General features: G+C 72.2%; 18 protein-coding genes and 1 pseudogene. 13 read left to right on the forward strand and 6 right to left on the reverse strand.

The window, feature by feature from the left end:
• Window positions 1–10: 10 nt before the first annotated feature.
• The 3 genes from cydB to ACFYS8_RS13935 are packed head-to-tail and all read left to right on the forward strand — an operon-like array spanning window position 11 to window position 6,293.
• Entirely contained in the window at window positions 11–1,018 is a 1,008-nt protein-coding gene (cydB, locus tag ACFYS8_RS13925) for a cytochrome d ubiquinol oxidase subunit II (RefSeq protein WP_387640249.1), read from the forward strand.
• Window positions 1,019–1,050: 32 nt separating this feature from the next.
• Window positions 1,051–4,482, forward strand: coding sequence for a thiol reductant ABC exporter subunit CydD (cydD, locus tag ACFYS8_RS13930; RefSeq protein ID WP_387640724.1), 3,432 nt, complete (start codon window positions 1,051–1,053; stop codon window positions 4,480–4,482).
• A gap of 35 nt (window positions 4,483–4,517) precedes the next feature.
• Complete coding sequence (locus ACFYS8_RS13935; protein ID WP_387640251.1) at window positions 4,518–6,293, forward strand: GAF domain-containing sensor histidine kinase; 1,776 nt, start codon at window positions 4,518–4,520, stop codon at window positions 6,291–6,293.
• A 19-nt stretch (window positions 6,294–6,312) separates the two neighbouring features.
• Here the strand turns inward: ACFYS8_RS13935 and ACFYS8_RS13940 are convergent, their stop codons facing one another.
• The 3 genes from ACFYS8_RS13940 to ACFYS8_RS13950 form a co-directional block, all read right to left on the reverse strand.
• Window positions 6,313–7,125 (reverse strand): HAD family hydrolase, encoded by an 813-nt coding sequence (locus ACFYS8_RS13940; protein ID WP_387640254.1) that lies wholly within the window; start codon window positions 7,123–7,125, stop codon window positions 6,313–6,315.
• Between the two features lie 63 nt (window positions 7,126–7,188).
• On the reverse strand, window positions 7,189–8,103 hold the full coding sequence (locus ACFYS8_RS13945; RefSeq protein WP_387640257.1) for a hypothetical protein: 915 nt from the start codon (window positions 8,101–8,103) through the stop codon (window positions 7,189–7,191).
• 98 nt (window positions 8,104–8,201) lie between these two features.
• Window positions 8,202–8,615: a hypothetical protein gene (locus tag ACFYS8_RS13950; protein WP_387640260.1), complete on the reverse strand. Its 414-nt coding sequence runs from the start codon at window positions 8,613–8,615 to the stop codon at window positions 8,202–8,204.
• A 278-nt stretch (window positions 8,616–8,893) separates the two neighbouring features.
• Here ACFYS8_RS13950 and ACFYS8_RS13955 point away from each other — a divergent pair, with 278 nt between their 5' ends.
• On the forward strand, window positions 8,894–9,838 hold the full coding sequence (locus ACFYS8_RS13955) for a LamG domain-containing protein (RefSeq protein WP_387640263.1): 945 nt from the start codon (window positions 8,894–8,896) through the stop codon (window positions 9,836–9,838).
• Window positions 9,839–9,897: 59 nt separating this feature from the next.
• On the opposite strand, the gene ACFYS8_RS13960 is transcribed toward ACFYS8_RS13955, so the two are convergent.
• Window positions 9,898–10,965, reverse strand: coding sequence for a ParB-like protein (locus tag ACFYS8_RS13960; RefSeq protein ID WP_387640265.1), 1,068 nt, complete (start codon window positions 10,963–10,965; stop codon window positions 9,898–9,900).
• 222 nt (window positions 10,966–11,187) lie between these two features.
• On the opposite strand from ACFYS8_RS13960, the pseudogene ACFYS8_RS13965 reads away from it, so the two are divergent.
• From ACFYS8_RS13965 to ACFYS8_RS13975, 3 genes and pseudogenes are all read left to right on the forward strand, one after another.
• Window positions 11,188–11,292: pseudogene (locus ACFYS8_RS13965) on the forward strand (LLM class flavin-dependent oxidoreductase); the annotation flags it as partial.
• A gap of 85 nt (window positions 11,293–11,377) precedes the next feature.
• A complete protein-coding gene (locus tag ACFYS8_RS13970) occupies window positions 11,378–11,974 on the forward strand; it encodes an ArsR family transcriptional regulator (RefSeq protein WP_387640268.1) in 597 nt (198 codons plus the stop codon).
• Window positions 11,971–12,438 carry a HEPN domain-containing protein gene (locus tag ACFYS8_RS13975; RefSeq protein WP_387640271.1) on the forward strand — a complete coding sequence of 156 codons (468 nt, stop codon included), beginning with the start codon at window positions 11,971–11,973 and terminating at the stop codon, window positions 12,436–12,438. Before ACFYS8_RS13970 ends, ACFYS8_RS13975 begins: the two co-directional genes overlap by 4 nt.
• A gap of 20 nt (window positions 12,439–12,458) precedes the next feature.
• Here ACFYS8_RS13975 and ACFYS8_RS13980 read toward each other — a convergent pair whose 3' ends face one another.
• Together ACFYS8_RS13980 and ACFYS8_RS13985 are read right to left on the reverse strand one after the other, a co-directional pair.
• The gene (locus ACFYS8_RS13980; protein ID WP_387640276.1) at window positions 12,459–13,667 is read right to left on the reverse strand and encodes a hypothetical protein; all 1,209 of its coding nucleotides are present in this window, start codon (window positions 13,665–13,667) and stop codon (window positions 12,459–12,461) included.
• Between the two features lie 68 nt (window positions 13,668–13,735).
• The gene (locus ACFYS8_RS13985; RefSeq protein WP_387640279.1) at window positions 13,736–14,050 is read right to left on the reverse strand and encodes a hypothetical protein; all 315 of its coding nucleotides are present in this window, start codon (window positions 14,048–14,050) and stop codon (window positions 13,736–13,738) included.
• A gap of 80 nt (window positions 14,051–14,130) precedes the next feature.
• Here ACFYS8_RS13985 and ACFYS8_RS13990 point away from each other — a divergent pair, with 80 nt between their 5' ends.
• The 6 genes from ACFYS8_RS13990 (at window position 14,131) to ACFYS8_RS14015 (ending at window position 20,507) form a co-directional block, all read left to right on the forward strand.
• Window positions 14,131–15,018: an LLM class flavin-dependent oxidoreductase gene (locus ACFYS8_RS13990; RefSeq protein ID WP_387640281.1), complete on the forward strand. Its 888-nt coding sequence runs from the start codon at window positions 14,131–14,133 to the stop codon at window positions 15,016–15,018.
• A 123-nt stretch (window positions 15,019–15,141) separates the two neighbouring features.
• Complete coding sequence (locus ACFYS8_RS13995) at window positions 15,142–16,482, forward strand: hypothetical protein (RefSeq protein ID WP_387640284.1); 1,341 nt, start codon at window positions 15,142–15,144, stop codon at window positions 16,480–16,482.
• Between the two features lie 201 nt (window positions 16,483–16,683).
• Window positions 16,684–17,586, forward strand: coding sequence for a hypothetical protein (locus tag ACFYS8_RS14000; RefSeq protein WP_387640286.1), 903 nt, complete (start codon window positions 16,684–16,686; stop codon window positions 17,584–17,586).
• A gap of 34 nt (window positions 17,587–17,620) precedes the next feature.
• Complete coding sequence (locus ACFYS8_RS14005) at window positions 17,621–18,565, forward strand: hypothetical protein (protein ID WP_387640289.1); 945 nt, start codon at window positions 17,621–17,623, stop codon at window positions 18,563–18,565.
• Window positions 18,562–19,518 (forward strand): hypothetical protein, encoded by a 957-nt coding sequence (locus ACFYS8_RS14010; protein WP_387640291.1) that lies wholly within the window; start codon window positions 18,562–18,564, stop codon window positions 19,516–19,518. The genes ACFYS8_RS14005 and ACFYS8_RS14010 overlap by 4 nt, the downstream gene beginning before the upstream one ends.
• Entirely contained in the window at window positions 19,515–20,507 is a 993-nt protein-coding gene (locus ACFYS8_RS14015; protein ID WP_387640293.1) for a hypothetical protein, read from the forward strand. The genes ACFYS8_RS14010 and ACFYS8_RS14015 overlap by 4 nt, the downstream gene beginning before the upstream one ends.
• Window positions 20,508–20,540 lie beyond the last annotated feature (33 nt).

The following is a 20,540-nucleotide window of genomic DNA, read 5'->3' on the forward strand; positions in this document are numbered from 1 at the left end:
GACGGATCACATGCAGCTGCACGACTTCTGGTTCATCCTGATCGCCGTCCTGTGGATCGGCTACTTCTTCCTCGAGGGGTTCGACTTCGGCATCGGCATCCTCACCCGGCTGCTGGCCCGCAACACCGCCGAACGCCGCGTCCTGATCAACACCATCGGCCCGGTCTGGGACGGCAACGAGGTGTGGCTGCTCACCGCCGGCGGCGCCACCTTCGCGGCCTTCCCCGACTGGTACGCCACCCTGTTCAGCGGCTTCTTCATCCCGCTGCTGATCATCCTGGTCTGCCTGATCGTCCGCGGCGTCTCCTTCGAGTACCGGCACCAGCGCGAGAGCGAACGCTGGCAGCGCAACTGGGAACTCGCCATCTTCTGGACCTCCCTGCTGCCGTCCTTCCTGTGGGGCGTCGCCTTCGCCAACATCGTGCGCGGCGTCGCCATCGACCAGGACAAGAACTACGTCGGCACCTTCTGGGACCTGCTCAACCCGTACGCGCTGCTCGGCGGCCTCACCACCCTGGTGCTGTTCACCTTCCACGGCGCGGTGTTCGCCGCACTGAAGACCAGCGGCGAGATCCGGCACCGGGCCCGCGTCCAGGCCACCGTGTACGGCCTGATCACCGCGGTGCTCGCGGCGGCCTTCCTGATCTGGACCCAGGTCCACACCGGCAACGGCTGGAGCTTGGCGGCGCTGATCGTCGCCGTGCTCGCCCTGGTCGCCGCCCTCGGCGCCAACCAGGTCGGCCGCGAGGGCTGGTCGTTCGGCTTCAGCGGCCTGACCATCACCGCCGCCGTCGGCATGCTGTTCCTGTCGCTGTTCCCCGACGTGATGCCGTCCACCCTCAACGAGGCCTGGTCGCTGACCGTCACCAACTCCTCGTCCTCGCCCTACACGCTCAAGGTGATGACCGTCGTCGCGGTGATCTTCACCCCGCTGGTGCTGCTCTACCAGGGCTGGACGTACTGGGTGTTCCGCCGCCGGATCGGCGTCCAGCACATCCCCGCCGCCGCCCACCACTGAGGAGCACACCCCTGATGGAACGCCAGCAGCGGATGCGTCCGATCGACCCCCGGCTGCTGGCCTACGCCCGCACCACCCGCGCCTTCCTCGCCGGCTCCGTACTGCTCGGCGGGGTGGGCGCGGCCCTGCTGGTCGCCCAGGCCGCGCTGATCGCCGACCTGGTGGTCCGCTCCTTCCAGCACGGCCAGTCCCCGCTGTGGGGGCCGCTGCTCGGCCTCGCCGCCGTCACCCTCGGCCGGGCACTGGTCGCCTGGCTGACCGAACTCACCGCCCACCGCTCCGTCGCCACCGTCAAGTCCACCCTGCGCCGCCGCCTGCTCGACCACGCCACCGCACTCGGCCCCGGCTACCTGACCGGACGCCGCACCGGCGACCTCGCCACCCTCGCCACCCGCGGCGTCGACGCCCTCGACGACTACTTCGCCCGCTACCTGCCGCAACTGGCCCTCGCCGTCGTCGTCCCACTGGTCGTCCTGACCCGGATCCTCGGCGCCGACTGGGAATCCGCCGCGATCATCTGCGTGACACTGCCGCTGATCCCGCTCTTCATGATCCTCATCGGCTACGCCACCCAGGCCCGCACCGACCGCCAGTTCGCTGGCCTGTCCCGGCTCTCCCACCACTTCCTCGACGTGGTCGCCGGACTCCCCACCCTCAAGGTCTTCGGTCGGGCCAAGGCCCAGGCCACCGCGATCGGCCGGATCACCGAGGACTACCGCCGCGCCACCCTGCGCACCCTGCGCCTCGCCTTCGTCTCCTCCTTCGCGCTGGAACTGCTCTCCACCCTCTCCGTCGCTCTGGTCGCCGTCTCCATCGGCTTCCGGCTCGTCAACGGCACCCTCGACCTGGAGACCGGCCTGCTGGTGCTGGTCCTCGCCCCCGAGGTCTACCTGCCGCTGCGCCAGGTCGGCGCGCTCTACCACTCCAGCGCCGAGGGCCTGGCCGCCGCCGGGAAGATCTTCGAGGTGCTGGAGACCCCGCTGCCCCAGCCCGGCCGCCGCCCCGCCCCCCAGGTCGCCGGCGCCGACATCCGGATCGAAGGACTCACCGTCCGGCACGACGGCCGCACCCAGGACGCCCTGCACGAGGTCTCGCTGGTGGTACCGGCCGGACGCACCACAGTGCTCACCGGGCCCAGCGGCGCCGGCAAGACCACCCTGGTGGGCGCCCTGCTCGGCTTCGTCCGCCCGGACGCCGGACGGATCCTGATCGGCGACCAGCCGCTCGCCGACACCGACCTGGCGAGCTGGCACGCCCAACTCGCCTGGGTCCCGCAGCACCCCCACCTGTTCGCCGGCACCGTCGCCGAGAACGTCCGCCTCGCCCGCCCCGACGCCACCGAGCCGCAGCTGCGCGCCGCGCTCGCCGCCGCCCGGGTCGACTTCGCCGACCCCGACACCCCGCTCGCCGAGAACGGCCACGGCCTCTCCGCCGGCCAGCGCCAACGCCTCGCCCTGGCCCGCGCACTGCTCGCCGACCGGCCGCTGCTGGTGCTCGACGAACCCACCGCCCACCTCGACCCCGTCACCGAGGCCGCACTGCTGGAGACCCTCGGCTCGCTACGCCGTACGGTGCTGCTGATCACCCACCGGCCCGCGCTGATCGCGCTCGCCGACCACCACGTGCGGCTGCCGGGTGCTCCCGTTCCGGTCGCCGCTCCGGTCGTCGCCGAGCCCGCTGTCGAGGTTGCGCCCCGGCCCGCCTACCGGGACGAGGCGGTGGACGCCGCCGAACCGTCCTCCCGGGTCCCCGGGCTGTGGCTCGCCGTGCTGCTGGGCTCGCTCGCCCTCGGCTGCGCCGTCGCGCTGATGGGCACCTCCGGCTGGCTGATCTCCCGCGCCTCGCAGATGCCGCCCGTGCTGTACCTGATGGTCGCCGTCACCTCGGTCCGGGCGTTCGGCATCGGCCGCAGCGTGTTCCGCTACGCCGAGCGGCTGGTCTCGCACGACGCCGTGCTGAAGGCCCTCGGCGGCATCCGCACCGCCGTCTACCGGCGCCTGGAGCAGCTCGCCCCCGCCGGGCTCCCGCAGTTCCGGCGCGGCGACCTGCTGTCCCGGCTGGTCGCCGACGTGGACGCGGTGCAGGACCACCACCTGCGCTGGCGGCTGCCCGCCGCGATCGCCGTCGTGGTGTCGCTGGGCGCCTCCGCCGCGCTCGCCGCCTTCCTGCCGCTGGCCGGCCTGGTGCTCGCCCTCGGCCTGCTGCTCGCCGGGGCCGCCGTCCCCGCGCTGGAGCGCCGGATCTCCGGCCGCACCGAACGCCGGCACGCCCCCGCCAAGGGCGAGTTGGCGACCGCCGTGCTGGACACCCTGACCGGCACCGCCGAACTGACCGTCGCCGGTGCCCTCCCGGACCGGCTGCGCGCCACCCGCGGCGCCGACGCCGCGCTGACCCGGCTGGCCGGGCGCTCCGCCGCCTCCGGGGCGCTCTCCGCGGGCCTGGTGGCGCTGGTGTCCGGACTGACGGTGGTGGCCGCCGCCGCGGTCGGCGTGCGCGGCGTCGCCTCCGGCGCGCTGCCCGGCGTCTGCCTGGCCGTCGTGGTGCTGACGCCGCTCGCCGCGTTCGAGGCCGTCGCCGGGATGCCCACCGCGGTGCGGTTCCGCGAGCGCGCCCGGGCCTCCCGGGAACGCCTCGCCGAGGTACTGGCCTCGCCCCTGCCGGTCACCGAACCCGCCGCGCCGAAGCCCCTGCCCGCCGAACAACTACCCATCCTCGTCAGCGACTTGACCGCCAGGTGGCCCGGCGCCCCGCGCGACGCGCTGCGCGGCATCGACCTGGAACTGCGGCCCGGCCGCCGGGTCGTGGTGGTCGGCCCGTCCGGCTCCGGCAAGACCACGCTCGCGCACGTGCTGCTGCGGTTCGTCGAACCGTCCGGCGGCTCCGTCCGATTCGCCGGCACCGTGGACACCCGCGAACTGACCGGCGAGGACGTCCGCCGGGTGATCGGCCTGTGCGCACAGGACGCGCACGTCTTCGACAGCTCGGTGCGGGAGAACCTGCGCCTCGCCCGCCCCGACGCCGACGAGACGCGGCTGCGCGCCGCACTCGCCCGGGCCCGCCTGCTGGACTGGGTGGACGGCCTGCCCGACGGCCTCGACACCATGGTCGGCGAACACGGCGCCCGGCTCTCCGGCGGCCAGCGCCAGCGCCTCGCCCTGGCCCGCGCGCTGCTCGCCGACTTCCCCGTGCTGATCCTCGACGAGCCCGCCGAACACCTCGACGTGGCGACCGCCGACGCGCTCACCGCCGACCTGCTCGCCGCCACCGCGGGCCGCACCACCCTGCTGATCACCCACCGGCTCGCCGGCCTCGACGACGACACCGTGGACGAGGTGCTGGTGCTGGACGACGGCCGGGTGGTGGAACGCGGCCGCTGGTCGGCGCTGGCGGACCGTCCCGACGGGCGGCTGGCCGCGATGCTGGCCCGCGAACGGGACGGCGAGGCGCGCCGGGTGGCCGTCTGATCCGTCCCGCTTCGCCCGGAATGCACACTGGTGGCATGGATCAGCCGGCCGCCGAGAACGGCCCACCGCGAATTCCCGAGATCTCCTCGCTCGGGCTGGACACCCTGGTCACCGAGGTCTCGGAACGGCTCCAGTCCGCCGCCGCCGTGGCCGACCGGATGCAGCGCCTGCTGGAGGCCGTGGTCTCGGTCGGGGCCAACCTCGACCCGCACACCACCTTGCAACGGATCGCCTCCGGCGCCGCCGAACTCGTCGACGCCCGGTACGCCGCGCTCGGCGTGGTCAACCCGCACGGCGGCGGCCTGCTGGACTTCATCCACGTCGGCGTCGACGACGAAACCGCCCGGCGGATCGGCCGGCTGCCCGCCGGGCGCGGCATCCTCGGCGCCCTGATCGACGACCCCCGGCCGCTGCGGCTGACCGACCTGACCACCGACCCGCGCTCGGTCGGATTCCCGCCCGAACACCCGCCGATGGTGTCCTTCCTGGGCGTGCCGATCCGGGTCCGCGGCGAAGTGTTCGGCAACCTCTACCTGACCGAGAAGCACGGCGGCGGCTCGTTCACCCCCGAGGACGAGCAGGTGGTGCTGGCGCTGGCCGCCGCCGCGGGCGTCGCGATCGAGAACTCCCGGCTCTACGAGGAAGGGCGGCGCCGCGAACGCTGGATCACCGCCGCAGCGGCCGTCACCACCTCACTGCTGTCCACCGACGAGGCCCGGATCGCTCTGACCGTCGCCGCCGAACAGGTCCGCGAACTCGCCGAAGGCGCGCTCGGCATGGTCCTGCTGCCCGCCGGCGAGGGCCGGATGCGGGTCGCGTACGCCTCCGGGGAACGGGCCGGCTACCTGGCCGGCGAACTGCTCCCCGAGCACGGCCTGACTCCCCGCCTGCTGTCCGGCGAAGCCGTCCACCTGGACGATCCGACAGTCGCTCCCGAGGTGGCTTCGGACAGTCAGTTCGACCGTCTGGCAAGGGAGTTCGGCCCCTCCATGGCGGTGCCGATGGTGTCCTCCCGGCGGGTCCTGGGCGCGCTCTGCGTGTGGCGCGGAGCCGGCGCCGCGCCGTTCACCCGCACCGAACGGAAACTCGCCCAGACTTTCGCCTCGCAGGCCGCGCTGGCCCTGCGGCTCGCCGAGTACCAGCTCAACCAGCAGCGCCTGGCCGTGTTCCAGGACCGCGACCGGATCGCCCGAGACCTGCACGACCTCGTCATCCAACGGCTGTTCGCCACCGGCATGATGCTGGAGACCGCCGCCCGCCGGGCCGTCGTCCCCGAGGTCCAGGAACGCATCGGAAAGGCCGTCGACGAACTCGACGCCACCATCCAGGAAGTCCGCACCACCATCTACGCCCTCCAGCACGGCGACACCGACGACGAACCCGACACCCTGCGCACCCGCGTCCTGCGCGAGGGCAGCCAGGCCGCGGCGGCACTCGGCTTCCGGCCCAGCATCACCTTCACCGGCCCCGTGGAGAGCCTGGTCGGCGACCAGGCCTCCCGCCAACTCCTCGCCGCCCTGCGGGAGATGCTCTCCAACACCGCCCGCCACGCCCGCGCCTCCCGGGTCGCCGTCGAACTCGACGCCACCGTCCACCTCGGCCCCGACGGCCGCCCCGTCGCCCCCGACAGCCCCGGCCTCCCCGGCATCCTCCTCACCGTCACCGACGACGGCATCGGCATCCCCGACGGCGGCCGCCGCTCCGGCCTCCGCAACCTCACCCGCCGGGCCGAGGCCCTCGGCGGCGACGCCTGGCACGAACCCGGCCCCCACTCCAAGGGCACCCGAGTCCGCTGGACGGCCCGGCTCTGAACCCGGTGGTGACGTGGCGTCAGAGCAGGGTTTCGATGACTGCGGCGACGCCGTCCTGGTCGTTGCTCACGGTGTGGCGGGTGACGGAGGCGAGGACCAGGGGGTGGGCGTTGGCGACGGCGTAGGACTGGCCGGCCCAGGCGAGCATTTCGAGGTCGTTGGGCATGTCGCCGAAGGCGATGACCTCGGTGGCGTCGATGTCGTGCTGGGCGCACCAGCGGGCGAGGCTGCTGGCCTTGGTGACGCCGGGGGCGCTGATTTCGATCAGCGGGATGGGGCTGGAGCGGGTGACCTCGGCGAGCGGGCCGACGATGGTGCGGGCGCGGTCGAGGAACTCGTCGGGGGAGAGGTCGGGGTGCTTGCCGAGCAGCTTGAACAGGCCGTCGACGCGGCCGGAGGCGAGGAGTTCGGCGGCCGGGCCGACCGGGTGGTCGTTGTCGGACTCGCCGAAGAAGACGGTGTACTCGGCCTCCCGGGCGAAGCCGTCCGGAAACTCGAACGCGAAGGCGGTGCCGGGGAGTTCGGCGCGCAGCCGGTCGACGACGGTGAGCGTGTCGGCGCGGTTCAGCGGGCAGGTCTCCAGCAGTTCGCCGCGCCGGACGTCGACCACCGCGCCGCCGTTGGAGCAGATCGCCACGCCGTGGCCGCCGATGTGCGGGCCGAGGTGGCGCATCCAGCGCGGCGGGCGGCCGGTGACGAACACCACCTGCACGCCGGCGGCCTCGGCGGCGGCCAGCGCGGCCGCCGTCCGGGCGGAGACCGTTCCGCCGGGGCACAGCAGGGTGCCGTCGAGGTCGGTGGCGATCAGGCGGGGGCGCGGGGAGGCGGTCATCCGTCCATCTTCGCGCACTTGTGCGGGAAGCGGACCCGCCCCGGTGGGGCGGGTCCGGGGCGGTCAGGCGGCGACGTTCAGGGTGAGCGCCGCGGTGTGCAGGGTGCCGCCAGTCTGGAACTGCAGGAACAGCCGCCAGTCGCCGGGCTTCGGCAGCTCGGCGTGGAAGGACAGGGTCGGGCCGCCGCCCTGGGCCGTGACCTCGGTCTCCGGGTGGAGGTGCGCGAACGCCTGGTCGCCGGCGTGGAAGGCGGTCAGGTGCGCGTACGTCTCCAGGTAGGGCTCCAGGTCGGTGACGGGCTTGCCGTCCTTGGCGACGGTGACGGTCAACTCCCCGGCCGCGCCGGCCTTCGGGGCGCCGGCCACGGTGACGGTGTAGCCGTCGACGGTGCTGGTCGTGGCGGCGGCGGGCAGCGGTTCCGGGGTGGACTGCCCGGCGACGGTCGCGGTGCGGCTGAGCACCAGCCCGGTGCTCTTGCCGCTGCCCGCGCCGGGGACGAACGAGGCGTACATCCGCCAGTCGCCGGGCTGCGGGGCGGCCAGCGGGGCGGTCCAGGTGCCGTCGGCGGAGCGCGTCGGGTGCAGGTGCTGGAAGCCGGACAGGTCGGAGCGGATCGCGTAGAAGTGCATCTCCTTGGTCTGCTCCGGCTCGTACGCGGTCAGCACCTTGCCGTCCGGGCCGGTCACGGTGAACCGGTACTCGTTGCCGGCCAGGGTGCCGTCGAGGCGGTAGCCGCCCTGTTCGGAGGCCAGCCCGTCGGTGCTGTGGGCCATGCCGGGCATGCCCGCCATGCCGTCCGGGCCGTGGCTCATGCCGGGCATGTCGCCCGGCATGTCGTGCCCGGTGGCGGAGGGCGCGGCGCCGTGGTCCATGCCGGACATCGCGTCGCTGCCGCAGGCGGTGAGGGTCAGCGCGAGGGCGGCGGCGGCCGCGGCGGTGAGCAGGGTGCGGCGGGTGGTCGTGGTGGTTCGGGTCATCGGAGTTCGCTCCAGGGTGCGCGCGCGGCGGTGGTGCGCGGTCGCGGACAGGACGCGGCGCCCGGCGGCCCCTTCTCGGGTACGGCCGGGTGGCGCTCTCACCTGCGGGCGACGCAGACCCGGATCAGCAGTTCCCGCCCACTGTCGGGCGGTGCCCGGCCGCCCTCGGCGCCGCCGGCGCGCAGCGGTCCGGCCGCGGACGGCTGCGGGTGGGTCCACGGCACGGTGGCGGACGGGCCGGCCGGCGGCAGCTGGTCGCGGGCCGGGGTGGAGACGCAGTCGACCATCGCCCCCTCGTGCGCGCCCGGCGCACGGACGGCCACCCGGCCGCCCCCGTCCATGACGTGCGCCCCCAGGTGCGGGGCCGCCGCGGTCGCCGTCTCCCGGTGGCACCCGGCGGCGCTTGCCGGGCTTCCGTGCATCAGGAACAGCCCGAGCAGCAGGGCGCACAGCACCGCCCACCGGGCGACCGTCCGCCCGGCCGGGTCCGTCGCCCGCCCGGTCCGCTCCATCCGCACCACGATACCCCCTCCCCGTATACCTGCAGGGTAAGTGCGCGAGCGACCGCACCCCGCTGCTGATCGGCGGCACCGCTCCGGTGCCGCTCGGTGCCGGCGCGGTCATGTCTTCCGCCCGCTCACCGCGCCTGATCGGCCGCAGGTCAACTCCCTTCGCCCCGGCGTCGATTCCGGTGTTCGGGGCGGAGGGACGACCGGCGTTCCGGTTCGCGTGTTCGAACCGGGCCGCCTAGAGTTCCGGCGGACAGGCAAGCGGACGGATCGGGGAGAACGTGGCGGGCAGGCGGGCGGCGGGCAGTGCGGGCGCGACCAGAGAACCGGCGGCCGGGGGAGCCGAAGCGGCGTACTGGCGGGCGATGGCGGAGGCCGACGAACGGGAGGCCAGCCGCAAGCGGACCGTCCGCATCACCGCGCTGGCCACCGGCCTGGTGGCGGTCGGCGCGATGGTCGCCGTCGCCGTGATCGTCACCGATCGTGCCGACGATCCGTCAACTCCCAGGACCGCCAAGGCCGGTGTCGTCGCCTCCCCCGAAGCCAAGCAGTCCGCGAAGGCCCCCGCCGGCCAGGGCGGCTCCGGCCCGGACACCGCCGGTTCGGTACCCGGGCTGAAGCTCGGCAGCGCCGCGAAGGTCGGCGCCGCCGACGGCCGCGACGGCAAGGCGCTGCAACTCACCGGCACCGGCGACGCCTACGCCGAGGCCGCCGACGCCACCGTGGACACCAGCAAGGACTTCACCGTCTCCGCCGTGGTCCGCAACGACGCCGCCAGCGCGTCGAAGGCGGCGCTGTCGCAGAACGGCGAGCAGTTCTTCTCCTTCTACCTGGGCCGCGAGGACGCCGGGGCCAACAAGAACCGCTGGGTCTTCAAGGTGCAGACCGCCAACGAGACCGGCAAGAGCGCGCTGGCGGTGTCCACCGCGACCGCCACCACCGGCCACTGGACCACCTTGACCGGCGTCTACAACGCCAAGGCCAAGAGCATCTCGCTGTACGTGGACGGCGTCCTCGCCCAGACCACCGCGGCCCCGTCGATCGTGGCCGGCACCGGCCCGCTGGAGCTCGGCCGGGCCCGCTACAAGTCGCAGTGGTCGGACGCCTGGAACGGCTCGGTCACCGGCGTCCAGGTCTGGAAGAAGGCGCTGACGGCCGACCAGGTCGCCAAGGCCGCCACCGGCAAGTCCACCGAGACCCCGGCGGCGAACCTGCTCGGCTCCTGACCGCCTTCCGACACGGACAGGGGGCCGGCGGACATCCGCCGGCCCCCTCTCTTCGTCGCTCAGCCCAGGCCGTTGACCTTCTTGTACTCGAGCGCGTACGCCAGCTTGCCCGGCTTGGCGTCCGAGTACGGCTTGCTCAGCTTGTCGAACTCGCCCTTGTTGGCGGCCTTTCCGGCGTTCCACTGGGCCAGCGCGCCCAGGTCGGCGGCGGTGAAGCCGCTGTCGACCACGCTGCTCTTCGGCAGCGCGGCCATCGTCTGGGTGGCGCTCTTCACGGCGGCCAGGTAGCTGGTCAGGTCCGAGTGGTTCCAGCCGGACAGGTCGACCGGCTTGGTGTCGCGGAGCCAGCTGCCCCAGTAGAACTCCTGGAACGGCACCGAGTTCTGGGTGTAGCCGATGTCGCGGCCGAAGTAGAGCAGGCTGCGGTAGGTGTCGTCCTGGAAGTTGGCCAGCCCGACCGAGGTCGGCAGCTTGTTGATCTTCACCGGGTTGCCCTGCGGGTCGTTCAGGTACACCCACTTGTTGGCCTGCATCTGCGCCCAGAAGTCCTTCTGGGTCAGCGTGGACAGGTTCGCCAGCACCTTCAGCCGCACGTGCAGGTTCGCGCCGCCGTCCGGGGTCTCGTAGAAGGACGTCAGCGTGTGGTGACCGTCCGTCAGGAACGGCTCGCCGCCCGGGCCGATCACCACGGTCTTCATCGCGGCCTCGCTGTCCGCGGTCTCCCCGCCCACCGGCAGCGTGCAGGTGAACGAGGACGGGTCGTCCAGCCGGGCGTTCGGCTTCGCGGCGACCGCCTCGATGCGGCCGTCCGCCTCGCACCAGTCGCTGAACTTCTTGTTGATCGCGTCCTTGCCGAGCGTGTACCGGCCGAGCTTGTAGTACACCTCGTCGTAGCCGAGCGACGGCTGGGTCGGGTGGACGTCCCCGATCCGCACGTCCAACAGCTCCCCGGGCTTCGCGCACAGGTAACCGGCGAACGGCGTGTGCCGGTTGTCGTGCCCGCAGAACGACGGACGCTGCCCCGGCGCGCCGGGCGCGGCCACCGCGGTCGGCGCCGTCGCGGCAACACTGACCAGGGCCGCACCGACCGCCAACAGCGGTACCGCGGAAGGAACTCGGAATCGCATGACACTCCCTGCGCGCATGACTGGATGTGGCCGTGAGCGTCCCAGCGGCGGGCCAACACCCGGCAACCCCGCCGTGGCTTCCCGGAGAACGCGGATGAACGATCCCCGGCTCAGCCGCCGGGGCCGGTTCGAGCTGGCGACCTGTCAACGGGGAGAGGACGCAGGTGCGTTGGACGTTCCCCGTGACCCGCGTCACCCGAACGTGTCAGGGCCGGTTCAGAGGTGATCCTCCCCATCCACCCGTGGAGCGAGGGGCAGAAGGTGTGGCGGCGGGCCGAGGAGCTGGGGTTCCACGCGGCCTACACGTACGACCACCTGAGCTGGCGGCTCGTTCACCTAGCGGCGCCTGACCAGCGAAGTAGTCGTATTTTACGAGGAACATCTGCATTACGCGCATGATATTGTGCGCTTGATGAAGATTTCTGCGCCCTCGCTGCTTCCGCTCTTCCGGTCCCAGTTGCAAGGGGACCTCCTGGCACTCGTGCTGTTGCACCCGGATCGCAGTTGGACGCTCACCGGCCTTGCCCGGGAGCTCGGGGTCTCGCACACAGCTGTCCTTCGAGAGGTGGACCGGCTGATCGGGTCGGAGATTCTCGCGGAGGAGCGGGTCGGACGAACCCGAGTCATCACGGCCAGGACCGACACCGTTCTGTACCGGCCGCTGTGCGACCTGTTGCTGGTGACGTATGGGCCGCTGCCTCGCCTGAGTGCGCTCCTGGCCGACCTGGACGGCATCGACGAGGCGTACATCTACGGTTCCTGGGCAGCCCGCCACAGCGGCGTGCCCGGACCGATCCCAGCAGACGTCGACGTCCTGGTCGTCGGACGCCCCGATCCGGACGAACTCTTCGATCTCGCCGAACGTGCCTCCCGGGAGTTGCGCCGGGAGGTCAACGTTCACCGTGTCGCTCCAGAGGCATGGGCATCGCCGAGTGACGAACCCTTCCTGACCTCGGTCCGTGAGCGACCGCTGGTCCGCTTGCACCTACGTGAGGAGAACGGCGAATGAGCCGCTGGGAGCAGGGCCGGACCGTCGTTGACGACCTGATCCATCGCAAGGAGGTCGAGAGGGTGCCGGCCTCGACGGAGCATGCGGAGGCGGAACTCGCCCAGGCTCGACAGCACTTGGCCTCCGCGAGGATGCTCCTCGATGTCGACCCGGTCGGTGCGTACAGCCTTGTCTACGACGCTGCGCGCAAGGCGCTTGCGGCGGTCCTGGTGAACCAGGGACTGCGCGCCACGAGCAGGGGCGGCCATGTCGCGGTCTACGAGACGGTGAAGGCGCAGCTGGACCCACCACTCGGAGGCATCCTGCGACCGTTCAGCCGCATGCGTGTCCGCCGGAACGAGAGCGAATACCGATCTGCCGAAGCTCCGCCGGTCACCCCCGAGGAGGTCAGGGGAGATCTGCCGAAAGCACAGGCGATCATCGAGCTGGCGGAGAAGGCCATGCCGCACATGGGTCGCTACTGATCACAGAAAACCAGCCTCGGTCACGGGTGGCCGGGTCGACCCGGCACACGCCGTGTCCTGGTGAACCTCTGCCGACGGCCGCCAGCAGCGAGTTCGCTGAGACGCTCACCGATCACGGAAACGCCCGGGCGGGGCTCCTGCTCGTAGTACCGGGGCTTGCGCCGGCGCAGCAGCTCCTCGCCGTGCTCGTCCCAGGTGAATCCGGGCTTCCGCAGCAGCTTCCGGAACACCTCGTCGACGGTCTCCGGGTGGGCGGCGGCCAGGCGGCGGAGCGGCAGCGGTGCAATCGACTCCTCGCGCAGGTACACGCGCAGCAGGTCCTGGTGCTGCCTGCGGCCAGGGAGGGCCGGATCCGCGAAGAGGTCCCGCAGCATCCCGTAGTCCGCGTAGAAGTTGAGCCCGTCGACTTCGTCATAAATGGCACCGACCGTTTCCGATTCCGCGAGTCCTCGCGGCAGTTCGAAGGCCGGGAAGGCCAGGCCGGGGAGCCGCCTGCCCCGGGCCCGGTCGGGATGTTCGGCGACGGCGGCTTCCTGCCGGTGCCGGTAGTAGGCGTTGAGCCGCTCCTCGGTTTCGGCAGGGGGAAGGACCAGTTCGTCGCTGCCGCAGAACTCGATGAACGCGGTTCGGTCCTCCCGCATCGAGCGCCATCCCTGCTCGATCTTCTCGGGGTTGCGGAAGACCAATGAGGGGTGTTCGGTGGCCAGTTGGAGCGCCGCCTGGGCGATCTCGGTGGCGCTGGACTTCGGGTAGGACGACATCATTCCGGAGATCAGCCACGCCCCGTCGACCGAGTGGACGGGCACCAGGCAGGTGTGCAGGAATCCCCCCTTGGACACTCTGCGGAAGGCCACCCGCCCGACGTTCGAGTACGTGCGGTACTCCAGGTCGTCGATCAGGTTCAGCAGGACGACGGCGTCCCCATCCTTGCGCCGGATCTCGAAAATGCCCTCGACGGGGTCACGCCAGCCGAGAAGCATCTCCCGATCCGCCTCGGTCAAGCCCCGTCGTCCGGCGACGAACCGGTCCACCACGGTGGAACCGTCCGGCAAGCGGTACCGCAGGATGAAGTTGTCGATGATCCGGATCGCATCGCCTTCCTCCAACTGCCGCTGGGGCCCGGCGGCCTCCAGGAGGTGGGGCGTCAACCACCGGTCGAAGCGTGCGCTCTGGGCGAAGGCGACGAGTTCACCCTTCAGTTCGGAGCTTCGCTCGATCAGGTCTCGCAACGATGCCTCATCCTCGTTCCGTACCACGACAGCCATGCGGGCCCTCTCGATCTCGAAGGTTCCGGCGCTCACTGCGTCCAGTAGTAGCGGTACGCCTCGACCCACTCCGCTCCGTCCGGAGCCGGTTCCGGCAGCTGAAGGTCCAGCAATCCGATCGTCTGCCGGAACTCACCGCGGGTGCACAGGGCGACGATCCTTCCCTCCAGTGAGAGGTCGATGCCGCGCACGGTCACCTCGGCGCCCAGCACCGAGGTGCTGAACGGCACCGACAGGTTCTCCTCGACGGCGGTGAACAGAGCCGACAGCTCCTCGTGCTCGTCGTAGGTGTCGACCGTCGCTTCCTCGACCAGCGCGGCCAGTTCTCGCCTGCTCAACGTGCCCATGGCGCCACGCTAGCGGACCTGCTCGTGCCGACTCGCGGGCGATCCGAAGTCCCGCCGATCCGCGCGCGTATCGTCACTGCATGCGCTTGAGTACCGTTATCCTCCCCATCCACCGGTGGAGCGAGGGGCAGAAGGTGTGGCGGCGGGCCGAGGAGCTCGGGTTCCACGCGGCCTACACGTACGACCACCTGAGCTGGCGGAGCTTCCGGGAGGAGCCCTGGTTCGGGTCGGTGCCGACGTTGACGGCGGCGGCGTGTGCGACCGAGCGGATCAGGCTCGGGACGCTGGTGACGTCGCCGAACTTCCGGCACCCGGTGACGCTGGCGAAGGAACTGATCACGCTGGACGACGTGTCCGGTGGGCGGGTGACGCTCGGGGTGGGGGCCGGGGGGTCGGGGTTCGATGCGACGGCGCTCGGGCAGGAGGCGTGGTCGCCGAAGGAGCGGGCCGACCGGCTGGGTGAATTCCTGCCGCTGCTGGACGAGTTGCTGAGGGAGGACGCCACGACGCGGGAGGGCGCGTACTACTCGGCGGTGGAGGCCCGGAACATCCCCGGCTGCGTACAGACGCCCCGGGTGCCGTTCTATGTGGCGGCGACGGGGCCGCGCGGCCTGCGGCTGGCGGCGGAGTACGGCCAGGGCTGGGTGACGTACGGGGACGCGAAGGCGCCGGCCGACGTGCCGGTGGAGCAGGCGCCCGCGGTGATCGCCCGGCAGATCGCGAAGCTGACCGAAGCGTGCGAGCAACGCGGCCGGGACGTCGGCGAGTTGGAGAAGCTGCTGCTGCAGGGATCGACCGCCGAGCAGCCGTTGCAGTCGGTGGACGCCTTCGTCGACTGGGCGGGAACGTACCGGGAACTGGGGATCACCGAACTCGTGGTGCACTGGCCCGTCCCGGACTCGATCTTCGCGAACGATCCCGACGTCTTCGAGCGGATCGCCACCGACGGACTGCGGCAACTGGGTTGAGCGAACGTCAGTAGGAAAGGGGCAGGACCGGTCAGGGGCCGCCGCAGGCGTGGCCGGAGGGGAGTCCTAGGCTCGTCGCAGCCCGGCGCACGTCCGGGGCGGTGGCCTCTGAAGGGGGTACGGATGAGCGGGGACAACAGAGGTCCCGGGCAGCAGCCCGGCGGGCAGTGGGGGCAGGGACAGCCCTCCGGTCAGGGGCAGTGGCCGGGGTACGGGCAGCCCGGTGCGCCCGGCGGCGGCTGGGGGCAGGGCCCCTGGGGGGCCGTGCCGCTCGCGCCCCAGCCGGGCGTCATCCCGCTGCGCCCGCTGTCGTTCGGCGAGATGTTCAGCGCGGTGTTCGACACCGTCCGCCGCTACTTCAAGGCGCTCTACCTGCCGTTGCTCGCACTGGTCGGTATCGGCGCGGTGCCGGTGACGGTGGTCGCGCTGTTCTTCGTGGGCGGCCTGCGCGACGCGATCGAGCGCCTGCCCGACGACGGGAGCGCGCCGACCTGGCAGCAGCTGTGGGACCTGGTGAGCCCGGTGGTGCTGCTGATCCTGGTGCTCGGACTGGTGCTGTTCGCCCTCAACGTCGTGGTCGCCCCGCTGGCCACCGTGGTGCTGCGGGCGGCGACGCTCGGCCGTCCGATGACGGCCGGTCAGGCCTGGAAGGAGGCGCTGCCCAAGCTGTGGCCGGCCGTGCTGTCCCAGGCCGCGGTGCTCGTGCCGCTGTTCCTGCTGGAGGTCCTGGCGTTTGGCGGCCCGATCGCCCTCACAGTGCTGAACGACAACCCGCTGCCGGTGCTGCTCCTGCTCGTGCTCCTTCCGGCCGTCTCGATCGGCAGCGTGTTCGTCACCGTCCGGCTGACGCTGCAGGTGCCGGTGCTGGTGCTGGAGGAGACCACGCCGATCGGCGCGATCCGCCGGGCCTGGCGCCTCAACGCGGGCAACTGGTGGCGCAGCCTGCTGCTGGGCTTCATCGTGGCGTTCGCCGGACGGGTCGCGGCGAACATCGTGACGGCTCCGCTCGGGATCGTCCTCGGGGCCATCATGCCGACCAGCACCGTCGGCGCCTCGTCGCAGGAGCCCGTGCTCCCCAGCAGCGGTGTGCTGACCACGCTGGTGGTGCTGGGCGCGCTGGCCATGCTGCTGATCGCGGCGATGACGGCGCCGCTGACGCCGCTCGCCAACGGTGTGATGTACATCGACCGCCGGATCCGTACGGAGCGCCTCGACATCGCCCTGGCCGAGGCCGCCGGCATCCGACTGACCGACCCGGCGGCGCCGTCCGCTCCGCCCGCGCAGCCGGGCCCGCAGTCGACCCCGCAGCCGGGCTCGCAGCCCGCTCCGGCAGCCCCGGCGGCCCCTGCGGAACCGCCCGCGCGGCCCGCGCCGACCGCGTCGGAGGAGCGGTCCGAACCGTCCTCCGATGTCCCTGCGGGGCAGCCTGCTCCGTCCACGAAGGATGACTCGGGCACGAGCTGATTCGGACGGGGGTTGCGGTTCGGTCACGGCCTGTCCGATTGGCTCGGGATTGCGGCAAATCGGCCTGGCAACCGTGTTGTTGACGACTGCACAGGGCTCTCATAATTCGTGCACCGCACGGTGACACCTGTGTTCGGGCCGACCGGGGGGACAGCCCGTGGGGGCCGTGCGGTCGTCCACGCGCACCCTGGGGGGAGACCCTTGTCCGTTTCCGAACCGACCCCTGGTCAGGAGCCGGCCGCCGAGCCTGCCGGCCGGCCGGCGGCCACCGAGCCCAACCCCGTCACCCCGGCCCCGGCCGAACCCGAGTTGGCCGCCGAGCCTGTTACTGAGCAGCCCGGCCCCGAGCAGCCCGCCGCAGCCCGCGGGCTGCCCCGGGCGGCCGGCGTGGCCCTCGCGGTGGCCGGCCTGCTGGCCGTGACCGCGACCAGCGCGGCCGTCACCGTCGCGGTCGGCAAGCCCGACCCGGCCACCCGGGTGGCCGCCGCCCCGGCCGCCACCGCGAGCGCCTCGGCCAGTGCGAGCGCGAGCGCCTCGCCCAGCCCCTCGCCCACCCCGACCGCCTCGCCGAGTGCGGCGCCGCGCCCGTCCAGCACGCTGCAGGGCAGCGTCTCCGGCGGCAAGCACTCCGGCGACCTGCGCTACTTCCTGCTGCCGGTGCCGGACAACGCCGACCCGTACGGTTCGCCGGACGGCGCGATGCTGAGCACGGACGACCTCCAGGCCCAGTACAAGGACAGCGTCGACATCAAGGAGGTGCTGGACTCCTGGGGCTTCAAGGACGCCGCCGGCCGCACCTACCGCCTCCGGGACGGCAAGACCGAGGTGCGCTCGGAGCTCAAGCGCTTCGGCCGCACCGACCGCGCGCAGGGCTTCGCCGACCACTCGGGCTACGGCGACAACTCCTTCGACATCGACGGGGTGTCCAACGCCAAGGGCTACGTCTTCAAGCCCAAGGAGCAGGCGTACACCGGTGCGCTGATCGGTATCGGCGTGGTCGGCGACGTGGTCTATGAGATCACTGTCGAGGTGCAGGGCGACCCCGACAGGGCGCTGCTCTTCGACGCCATGAAGCGCGAGCGCGACCGCCTCACCAACGGCTGACGGCCGTCCCGAACTCTCTTTCCAGGAGTACCAGTTGAGCACCGAGTCCACGGGCGCCGCGGAGCCCGGGGCGGCCGCCGCCGTGCCGTCCGAACCCCCGACGGCCACCCCGTCCGCACCCGCCTCCGCCGACGCACCCGCCTCCGTCGACGCGCCTGACGCGCCCAACGCACCCGCCTCCGTCGACGCGCCTGACGCGTCCGACGCACCCGACGCCCCGTCCGGCGCGCCGACCACCGAGGGCTTCGAGCACCTCGAGGTGCTCGCCGGGGGTGAGGAACCCGCGCGCAAGAAGCGGAAGTTCGGCGTGGGCGCGATGTTCCTGACCGCCGTGGTGGCCGGGCCCGTGATCGGTGGGGTCATCGGTTACGGCATCCAGGCCTCCCGTCCGGCGACGCCGCTGCCCGAGCTCGCCGCGGTGAAGCTCAGCTACCCGGCCGAGCGGATCGACGCCAAGGCGCTGGCCGCGGCCGGCCCGCAGCCGCTGAACATCGACGGCGACCTGCGCGAGCTGCTGATCAAGCGTCCGGACGGTACCGAGGACGACAGCATGGGCAGCAACGGCTGGATGTCCGCCGCGGATGTGGCGAGGACCTTCGGCAACAGCGCCGAGCAGTTCTCCACGCTGCTGTCCGGTGGGTTCCGCCGGCAGGCGAACGTCAGCTGGATCTCCGGTGACGTCAAGTACCGGGTGAGCCTGCGGCAGTACCGGCCGGAGTCGGTGCACGAGGTGATGTCCGGCATGAGCCCGCGCCGCTCCGATCTGAGCCTCTCGAAGTTCGCCGGCAACGACGAGAGCATGGTCATGGTCTCCACGAAGCCCTATAAGTACGCCCGCAGCAGCGAGGAGTACTACTGGGGCGGGGCCGTGGCCCGGAAGGGCACCGTGCTGATGAGCATCGAGGTCTTCGCCAAGAACCCGGTCGACCGGAGCCAGCTGGAGGACATCGCCAAGCGACAGTGGGAGCGTCTCGCGTGACCGACATCGAATCCCCCGAGCCGGCCGCCCCCGCGCAGCCGCCCACCGCCACCCCGCCGGTCGACGCCACGTCCGCCGACACCACGGTCACCGACACCACGGTCACCGAACCGGCCGCGGCCGCAGTCGAGTTCACCAAGCCGGACACAACGCCGGACGCAACGCCGGACGCCGCGCAGGACGCCGCCCTGGACGCCGAGCCCGCGACCGCCCCGGCCGCGAAGCCGCGCCGGATCGCGCTCAAGGCGGCCGCCGCCGTGGTCGCGGCGGCCCTGGTCGGCGTCGGCATCGGCGAGGCGATCATCAAGGTCCACTACAAGGACACCCCGGCCGCGCCCACCGCGGCGGCTCCCGCCCCCTCGGCGAGCCCGGCCCAGGAGTGGGGTGCGAAGTCCAACGGCAATCACTTCGGCAGCCTGCGCGACCTGCTGCTGCCGATGCCGTCCAGCTACCACCTGGGCCCGGACTTCGGCTCGATCGGCAACGACAACGAGCTGCGTGACGCGGACCTGGACAGGGCGCTGAAGGAGACCATCGCCGACGTCCCGGAGAAGTACCGGAAGGACGCCGAGAACGCGCTGTCCTCGCTGCACATCCAGGGCATCGGCGCGCGCAGCCTGGTCACCATGGACAACCAGACCTCGGTGATGCTGGTGCTCAGCCAGTTCAACCAGCAGGCCGTGGAGGCGGAGAACAACTCGTACGGCAAGTGGTTCACCGACAACGAGCTGTACCGGCAGGGCCCGGGCGTGGCCGGCCACTCGGAGGCGCACTGCGCGCTGCCGACGCTGAAGGCCGGTGAGCAGCTCGACTTCCTGCAGTGCTACGCCGGCGTGGGCGACCTGCTGGTGCAGATGAGGGTCTCAGGGGTCGCGCCCCTCGACCAGAACAAGGTCGTCGACCTGTTCCGTCAGCAACTCGACCGACTGGCCATCCCGGGAGCCACCGCATGAGCACCGACATCACCCCGAACCCCGGTCCGGCCGAACCGTTCGAACCGATCGTGCCGGTCACCCCCGACGTCACCCCCGACGCCGCCACCGCCGGGAACGGCGAGGCGCCCGGCGCCCCGGACGCCTTCGTCCCGGCCGACCAGGGCGAGTCGCCCGAGCAGCCGAAGCGTGACCGCAAGCGGCTGTGGCAGGTCGGCGGGGCGCTGCTGCTGACGGTGGTGACCGGCGCGGCCACCGCCGTCGCGGTGACCCTGCCGGACCGCACCGACCTGCCGGGTCTGGCCACGCCGAACGACGGCCGTTACGTGTTCCCGCAGTTGACGATGCCTCCGCTGCCGGTGGGCGCCTCGGCCCCATCCGACTACAAGATCAAGACGCACGCCGCGGACCTGCGGGCGCTGCTGCTGCCGCTGCCCAACGGCGCCGTCGGCACCGGCCCGTCGGCCGCCCCGAGCGGGTCCGCGTCCGCCTCCCCGAGCGCGAGCGCGTCCGCGAGCGCCTCCGCGTCGGCCAGTGCTTCCGCGAGTGCGCCCGCGAGCCTGCCGCCGGTGGCGGGCCGCTGGGTGCCGTGCGACCGGGACATGATGCTGGCCAACGACGACCAGTACGCGCAGCGGCTGGTCAGCGACGCCTGCCGCGGCGCGGCCGCGCAGGGCTGGACCGCCAAGGACGGCACCCGCACCGAGCTGCGGCTGATCCGGTTCGGCTCGGCGGACGAGGCGACCAACTTCTTCTCGTTCGCGAACCAGCTGGACGCCACCAAGGACATCCGCTCCACCTCCCTGGATGTCGCCCACACCTACAAGGTGGCGCTCGGCAGCGTGAACGTCCGGCTCTCGGACGCGAAGGCCGGCGACGTGCCCACCGGCCGGCTCGGCTGGCTGCAGTGCGGCGACGTGGTCGCGCTGGTCCAGATGACCAATCCGAACGGCGTCCCGGACCAGGCGTTCCGGCAGATCCTGCTGCTGCAGAGCAGCCTGATGGTCTGAAAAACCTGCACGGACAGGTGAGTTGACGAAGCG

Origin of the sequence: Kitasatospora sp. NPDC004615 (genome assembly GCF_042873545.1) — a bacterium.
Taxonomy (GTDB): Bacteria; Actinomycetota; Actinomycetes; order Streptomycetales; family Streptomycetaceae; genus Kitasatospora.

Coding starts and splice junctions, on each gene's coding strand:
- cydB (WP_387640249.1), top strand. CDS start 11: ATGCAGCTGCACGACTTCTGGTTCATCCTGATCGCCGTCCTGTGGATC.
- cydD (WP_387640724.1), top strand. CDS start 1,051: ATGCGTCCGATCGACCCCCGGCTGCTGGCCTACGCCCGCACCACCCGC.
- ACFYS8_RS13935 (WP_387640251.1), top strand. CDS start 4,518: ATGGATCAGCCGGCCGCCGAGAACGGCCCACCGCGAATTCCCGAGATC.
- ACFYS8_RS13940 (WP_387640254.1), bottom strand. CDS start 7,125: ATGACCGCCTCCCCGCGCCCCCGCCTGATCGCCACCGACCTCGACGGC.
- ACFYS8_RS13945 (WP_387640257.1), bottom strand. CDS start 8,103: ATGACCCGAACCACCACGACCACCCGCCGCACCCTGCTCACCGCCGCG.
- ACFYS8_RS13950 (WP_387640260.1), bottom strand. CDS start 8,615: ATGGAGCGGACCGGGCGGGCGACGGACCCGGCCGGGCGGACGGTCGCC.
- ACFYS8_RS13960 (WP_387640265.1), bottom strand. CDS start 10,965: ATGCGATTCCGAGTTCCTTCCGCGGTACCGCTGTTGGCGGTCGGTGCG.
- ACFYS8_RS13970 (WP_387640268.1), top strand. CDS start 11,378: ATGAAGATTTCTGCGCCCTCGCTGCTTCCGCTCTTCCGGTCCCAGTTG.
- ACFYS8_RS13975 (WP_387640271.1), top strand. CDS start 11,971: ATGAGCCGCTGGGAGCAGGGCCGGACCGTCGTTGACGACCTGATCCAT.
- ACFYS8_RS13985 (WP_387640279.1), bottom strand. CDS start 14,050: ATGGGCACGTTGAGCAGGCGAGAACTGGCCGCGCTGGTCGAGGAAGCG.
- ACFYS8_RS13990 (WP_387640281.1), top strand. CDS start 14,131: ATGCGCTTGAGTACCGTTATCCTCCCCATCCACCGGTGGAGCGAGGGG.
- ACFYS8_RS13995 (WP_387640284.1), top strand. CDS start 15,142: ATGAGCGGGGACAACAGAGGTCCCGGGCAGCAGCCCGGCGGGCAGTGG.
- ACFYS8_RS14015 (WP_387640293.1), top strand. CDS start 19,515: ATGAGCACCGACATCACCCCGAACCCCGGTCCGGCCGAACCGTTCGAA.